6 protein-coding genes are annotated in these 6,321 nt (G+C 69.4%); 4 read left to right on the top strand and 2 right to left on the bottom strand.

Translation table 11 applies throughout. The annotated features are described in order from the left end of the window. On the bottom strand, positions 1-777 hold a 777-nt coding region (locus ABDW35_RS29900), incomplete at its 3' end, for a tetratricopeptide repeat protein (protein ID WP_343717496.1). 302 nt (positions 778-1,079) lie between these two features. Here ABDW35_RS29900 and ABDW35_RS29895 point away from each other — a divergent pair. The 4 genes from ABDW35_RS29895 (at position 1,080) to ABDW35_RS29880 (ending at position 5,913) form a co-directional block, all read left to right on the top strand. Next, positions 1,080-1,565, top strand: coding sequence for a RidA family protein (locus tag ABDW35_RS29895; RefSeq protein WP_343717495.1), 486 nt, complete (start codon positions 1,080-1,082; stop codon positions 1,563-1,565). Positions 1,566-1,649: 84 nt separating this feature from the next. Continuing rightward, complete coding sequence (gatB, locus tag ABDW35_RS29890) at positions 1,650-3,104, top strand: Asp-tRNA(Asn)/Glu-tRNA(Gln) amidotransferase subunit GatB (protein WP_343717494.1); 1,455 nt, start codon at positions 1,650-1,652, stop codon at positions 3,102-3,104. A 16-nt stretch (positions 3,105-3,120) separates the two neighbouring features. After that, positions 3,121-4,368: a DUF4010 domain-containing protein gene (locus tag ABDW35_RS29885; RefSeq protein ID WP_343717493.1), complete on the top strand. Its 1,248-nt coding sequence runs from the start codon at positions 3,121-3,123 to the stop codon at positions 4,366-4,368. A gap of 381 nt (positions 4,369-4,749) precedes the next feature. Further along, positions 4,750-5,913 carry a helix-turn-helix transcriptional regulator gene (locus ABDW35_RS29880; protein ID WP_343717492.1) on the top strand — a complete coding sequence of 388 codons (1,164 nt, stop codon included), beginning with the start codon at positions 4,750-4,752 and terminating at the stop codon, positions 5,911-5,913. A gap of 49 nt (positions 5,914-5,962) precedes the next feature. Here the strand turns inward: ABDW35_RS29880 and ABDW35_RS29875 are convergent. Next, positions 5,963-6,321: CorA family divalent cation transporter (locus ABDW35_RS29875; protein WP_343717491.1), on the bottom strand; the 359-nt coding region annotated here is incomplete at its 5' end.

Genomic DNA, 6,321 nt, shown 5'->3' with positions numbered 1-6,321 from the left:
GTCGTATTGTTGCTGCTGGTCGCTGTTGTCCTGGTATTGCGGGCCTGGCGGCATTCCCGGGTTGTAGCCGCCGACCACTGGCCCTGACGACCTGGTCAGATCCGCCAGGTTGCCCTGTGCCTCGCGGTTGCCCTGGGCCGCCGAGGCGCGGAACAGCTCCGCCGCCGCGGCGCGGTCCTGCGGCACGCCTTTGCCCTGGAGATACAGCACGCCCAGATTGTTCTGGCCGTCCGCATTGCCCTGGTCGGCGCTCTTCTTGTACCAGGCGGCGGCCTGGGCGTCGTCGCGCGGCACGCCCTGGCCCATGTCGTAGAGATAGCCCAGCCTGGACTGGGCCTCGGCGTTGCCCTGCTCCGCGCTCTTCCGGTACCAGGCGGCGGCCTGGGCGAGGTCGCGCGGCACGCCCTGGCCGTTCTGGTACGCGCTGCCGACGATGGACTGGGCGTCGGCGTCGCCCTGCTCGGCCGCCTTGCGGTACCACGCAATGGCCTTGGCCTGGTCCTTGGGCACGCCATGGCCGAAGGCGTAGATCACGCCCATATTGTACTGTGCCGTGGCGTCGCCCTGGTCGGCGGCCTTGCCGTACCAGCGGCGGGCGGATTCATAGTCCTTGGTCTGGAAGTAATACTCGCCCAGCCTGTCCTGCGCGGGCACCTTGCCCTGCTGCGCGTCGGCCTGCCATGCCGCGAGGGTCTGGGCGCTTGGCGGGGTGTAGGCGGGCTTCGCCGGGTTGGAGGAGGTGACGCATCCGGCCAGGACGGCAAGAGCGGCGGCCATGGCTGTTCTGGTCAACCAAGGGGATGCGACCATAGGGATCTCCCGAACATATTTGGCAGGGGGCTCGGTGCCGATGCGGACGGCACCCGTTCATGGGGTTGAATTCCCGGGGACCTGAAAAACGGACCGACCCGCATCGGTCCCGCGGCTTGTCCTTCCTATGTTCCGGGCCGCGCAAAATGTGATGGTCACGCGGGCCGGCTCTTCTGCCGCAGCAGCCGGGGTTGCCCCGGCCCGGCGGCCCGCTAGCATCGGCCGGAGACGCTTTTCCTGATACTTACCGATCCTTAAGGAATCTGGTCATGGCCGAGATCGAGGCGAGACTGAGCGCGCTGGGCCTGCAACTGCCGGCGCCAATCCAGCTGCCGCCCGGGGTGAAGCTCAGCTTCCCATGGGTGCGGGTGCATGGCGACCGGGCCTATGTCTCCGGCCACGGCGCCCTGGCGCCGGACGGGGCGCTGGCGCCGCTGCTCGGCAAGGTCGGGCACGAGCTGACGGAGGAGCAGGGCTATCAGGCCGCTCGGCTGACCGGCCTCGCCATCCTGGCCAGCCTCAAGGAGGCGCTGGGCGACCTCGACCGCATCACCGCCTGGCTGCGCGCCTTCGGCATGGTCAACGCGGCGCCGTCCTTCAACCGCTACCCGCTGGTGATCAACGGCTTCACCGACCTGATCCTCGAGGTCTTCGGGCCGGAGCGCGGGGCGCATTCCCGCTCGGCCGTCGGCATGGCCGGCCTGCCCTTCGGCCTAGCAGTCGAGATCGAGGCGGAGGTCGCCATCCGGCCGTAGCGGGGCAGCCCTGAAATCCTTGACACAGGCCCCCCTTCCGCGCTCCCTGTCTCGCTTCCGGACGGTTTGAGTGCGAGCGGTTCCATGTACACGATCGAGGGCGAGACGGGCACCTGGGAGACGGTGATCGGGCTGGAGGTCCATGCCCAGGTCATCTCCAAGGCCAAGCTGTTCTCCGGCGCCGCCACCGATTTCGGCGCGGCCCCGAACAGCCAGGTCAGCCTGGTCGACGCTGCCATGCCCGGCATGCTGCCGGTGATCAACGATTACTGCGTCGAGCAGGCGGTGAAGACCGGCCTCGGCCTCAAGGCGCAGATCAACCGCCGCTCGGTGTTCGACCGCAAGAACTACTTCTACGCCGACCTGCCGCAGGGCTACCAGATCAGCCAGTACAAGGACCCGATCGTCGGCACCGGCGAGATCGTGCTGGACCTGCCGGACGGGTCGTCGCGCACGGTCGGCATCACCCGGCTGCATCTCGAGCAGGATGCGGGCAAGAGCCTGCACGACCAGTCGCCGCGCGAGACTTTCGTCGACCTGAACCGGTCCGGCGTGGCGCTGATGGAGATCGTGTCCGAGCCCGACCTGCGCAGCCCGGACGACGCCTCGGCCTATCTGCGCAAGCTGCGGTCGATCCTGCGCTATCTCGGCACTTGCGACGGCAACATGGAGGAAGGCTCCATGCGCTGCGACGTCAATGTGTCAGTCCGTAAGGTCGGCGACACCGCCTTCGGCACGCGCTGCGAGGTCAAGAACGTCAACTCGATCCGCCACGTCATGGCGGCGATCGAGTTCGAGGCGCGGCGCCAGGTCGAGATCATCGAGGGCGGCGGGTCGATCGACCAGGAGACCCGGCTGTGGGACCCGAACAAGGGCGAGACGCGGTCGCTGCGCACCAAGGAGGATGCGCATGACTACCGCTACTTCCCCGACCCGGACCTGCTGCCGCTGGTTCTGGAGGACGGCTTCATCGAGCGCATCGCCGCCACCCTGCCGGAGCTGCCGGACGAGAAGAAGGCCCGCTTCATCAGTGAGTACGGCCTGTCGGCCTATGATGCCGGGGTGCTGGTGGCCGAGCAGGCCAAGGCCTTCTTCTATGAGCGCGCGGCCAAGGGGCGCGACCCGAAGCTGGCAGCCAACTGGGTGATCAACGAGCTGTTCGGCGGCCTGGCCAAGGCCGGCAAGGAGATCGAGGACAGCCCGGTTTCGGCCGAGCAGCTGGGCGGCCTGATCGACCTGATCGCCGACAACACCATCTCCGGCCGCATCGCCAAGGACGTCTTCGCCGAGATGATGGAGACCGGGCAGGACGCCGGCGCCATCGTCGAGGCCAAGGGGCTGAAGCAGGTCACCGACACCGGCGCGATCGAGGCGGTGATCGACCAAGTGATGGCGGCGCAGGCCGACAAGGTGGCCGAGTACCGCTCGGGCAAGGACAAGCTGTTCGGCTTCTTCGTCGGCCAGGTGATGAAGGCCTCGGGCGGCAAGGCCAACCCGGCCATGCTGAACGAGCTGCTGAAGAAGAAGCTGAACGGCTGACCGGGCGAGGGCGGCGATGGACGATCTCACCGTCGCCCTCCGCCTCGGCGCCTCCCTGGCCGTCGGCCTGATCATCGGGCTGGAGCGCGGCTGGACCGACCGCGATCGGCCCGAGGGCCGGCGCGCCGCGGGCTTGCGCACCTTCACCATCGCGGGCTTCGGCGGCGGCGTGGCCGCCTTCCTGGCGCCGGATCTCGGGCCCGGCCCGCTGCTGCTGTTCCTGGCCGGCATCGGCGCCTACATGCTGGCGGCCTATCTGCGGGAGCAGGGCAGCCTCGGCCTGACCACCGAGGTGGCGATGCTGGTCACCGTCCTGCTCGGCGCCGCCGCCGGGGCGGGGCATGTCCTGGCCGGCGCGGGCGGGGCCGTCATCGTCGCCCTGGTGCTGCGCGAGAAGGTCCGGCTGCACGGGCTGCTCGACCGCTTCACCCCGGCCGAGACAGCGGCGGCGCTGCAGTTCCTGCTGATCGCGGTGGTGGTGCCGCCGCTGCTGCCGGACCGGACGCTCGACCCCTGGCAGGCGATCAACCCGGCGAAGGTCTGGTGGCTGGTGGTACTGGTCGCCGGCCTGTCCTTCGCCGGCTATGCCGCCGTGCGCATCGCCGGCCCCCGGGTCGGGACGCTGCTGACCGGGCTGCTGGGCGGCCTCGTCTCCTCCACCGCGCTGACCCTGGTCTTCGCCCGGCAGGCGCGGGCCGCGCCACAGGCGGCGCCGGCCTTGGCCGCCGGCATCGTCGCCGCCTGGGCGGTGATGGTCCTGCGCGTGGCCGCGCTGGTCCTGGTGCTGCACCCGCCGCTGTTCCTGGCCCTGGCCGCGCCGCTGGCCGGGGCCGCCATCGTGGCGATCGGCTGCGGCCTGTGGCTGTGGCGGGCCAGCGGCGACAGGACCAGCGAGGCGCCGCCGCTCGGCAATCCGCTGGAGCTGTGGTCGGCGCTGAAGATCGTGGCGCTGATCGTGGTGGTGCTGGTGCTGTCGAAGGCGCTCGACGCCACGCTCGGCGCCGCCGGCCTCTATCTGCTCGCCGCCGTCTCGGGCCTGGCCGATGTCGACGCCATCACCCTGTCGGCGGCGCGGCTGACCGAGGGCGGGCTCGACATCGCGGTCGGCGCGGCGGTGGTGCTGATCGCGGCCGGGGTGAACACCCTGGTCAAGGCCGGCCTCGCCGTGGTCCTGGGCGGCCGGGCGATGGCCCTGCGCATCCTGCCGGCGACGGCCGCGATGCTGGCCGCCGGCGCCGCCGGCCTCTCTCTTTCGGCCCTCTGATCCATGATCGGACCGGCGCGGGTGTTGCCGACCGCCGAAACGAGACAGGCCACACCGACGGGTGTGGCCTGTCCCCTGTTTCGCCGTCGGTTTGCATCTTCGTCCCCGGTGAACCTCCCTGGACGAGCCGCTCGGCTTCTGATTTTTCAACCTAATGCCTCAAAAATATATAAAAACCGTATCAATTTGTGTGGGTGTCTGTAATCTCTCTATACTTGAAACACCCGGAGGATGACTGAAAACCCATTCCGGTCCCATCTGCAAATTGAGGGTGGCAGCCTGACCCAAATGGACTATCTTTCCCGGCAGGGTGACGAAGCGAGCCGTGTGCCGCAGCGCAAGGCCCGTTCCGTTGGTGTCCAGTCGAGGATCGTTCCCGAAATGGCGGATGATCTCCCGGACCTGATTGCGCGGATCTACGACGCGGCGCTCGACCACGGGCTCTGGGATTCAGTTCTCAATGACTTGGCCGGGCTGTTCGCCGACGGCCATGCTAGCCTGTATCTGCTGCATGAATCCGACGACGCCGAGAGCACGGCCTATGAGGCGCTGGCCGCGACCAGCCGCTGGGACCAGGGCTTCCTCGACAGCTACGCCCAGCATTTCTGGCGCCTCAACCCGTGGAGCGAACGGGTCCTGAGCCGCGCGGTCGGCGAGGTCACGGTCAGCGACACGCTGGTGCCCCGCCCCAATCTGGAGCGGACCGAGTTCTTCTCCGACTGGCTGCGGCCGCAGCAGCTGCTGTCCGGCATCGGCGGCACCTTCCTGCGCCGCGGCGGCGTCTCCGCCCATATCAGCGTGCTGCATGCCGAACCGATGGCGGAAGAGGAGACGGAGCAGCTGGCGGAGAAGATGCGGCGGCTGCTGCCGCATTTCGCCCGTGCGGCGCAGATCCACCAGCGGCTGGGGGACGTGGTCACCCAGCGCGACGTGCTCGAGACCGGCCTGGACCGCCTGTCGATCGGCGTGGTCCTGACCGACCCGACCGGCCGGGTCTCCTTCTCCAACCGAGTGGCCGAGTCGTTGCTGCGGGCCGGCACCGCGCTGCGGGTCGACCAGCGCGGCCTGCTCGCCGCCACCCAGCCGGCGGAGACGGCGCGGCTGCGCCAGCTGATCGCCTCGGCCTCGATCATCCTCGACGACCCGCGGATGGAGCCGGGGGGCGGCCTGACGCTGTCGGATTCGGCCGGCGGCGACCAGCTGGCGGTGCTGGTGGCGCCGGTCAGCCGCAACCGGCCGCTGCTCAGCCTGACCCAGCCCAAGGCGGCGGTATTCATCGCCGCGCCGGCGCCCGCCAACCAGCTGTCGCAGCCGGAGCTGCGGCGGCTGTACGGCCTGACCGCGACCGAGGCGCGGATCGCCGGCGAGCTGGCGGCCGGCCTGTCGCTGAAGGAGATCGCGACCCGCCTCGACGTCAGCTACGAGACGATCCGCAACCACCTCAAGAAGATCTTCATGAAGACCCGCACCAACCGGCAGTCCGAGCTGGTGCGTCTGCTGCTGCGCAACCTGCCGGCGATCGGCAGCCGCACCGCGGCGGAGTAACTCCCGGCCCCGAAAGCCGGCCGTGCCAGCAGCGGTATCGGGCCGGCTTTCAGAACATCCGTCGCCAGAACATCAGGGCCAGGGTCGCCACGCCTGCGACGACGATCAGGATCATCACCCACAGGAAGGCGCTGGGATCCTGCAGGCCGGGCAGACCGGCGACATTCATGCCGAAGATGCCGGTGATCAGCGTCATCGGCAGGAAGATCGCGGTCAGCACCGCCAGCACCAGCAGGCTGCGGTTCATCGCCTCGGCCCGCTGCGCCGCCAGTTCCTCCTGCAGCAGGCGGGTGCGGTCGATCACCTCGTCGATGCTGCGGGCGACACGTTGGAAGCGTTCGGCGGCGGCGGCCAGGCCGGCGCGGCCGGCCGGGTCGGCCCAGTCCGGCAAACTCATTGCCTCTGACC

Origin of the sequence: Inquilinus sp., assembly GCF_039594555.1 — a bacterium.
GTDB lineage: Bacteria > Pseudomonadota > Alphaproteobacteria > DSM-16000 > Inquilinaceae > Inquilinus.
Note: the sequence above shows the minus strand (reverse complement) of the source record. Positions and strands in the feature narration are given on the sequence as shown.

What these genes read in the sequence shown, in the direction of transcription:
- ABDW35_RS29895 (WP_343717495.1), top strand. Translation starts at nt 1,080, where the DNA reads ATGGCCGAGATCGAGGCGAGACTGAGCGCGCTGGGCCTGCAACTGCCG.
- gatB (WP_343717494.1), top strand. Translation starts at nt 1,650, where the DNA reads ATGTACACGATCGAGGGCGAGACGGGCACCTGGGAGACGGTGATCGGG.
- ABDW35_RS29885 (WP_343717493.1), top strand. Translation starts at nt 3,121, where the DNA reads ATGGACGATCTCACCGTCGCCCTCCGCCTCGGCGCCTCCCTGGCCGTC.
- ABDW35_RS29880 (WP_343717492.1), top strand. Translation starts at nt 4,750, where the DNA reads ATGGCGGATGATCTCCCGGACCTGATTGCGCGGATCTACGACGCGGCG.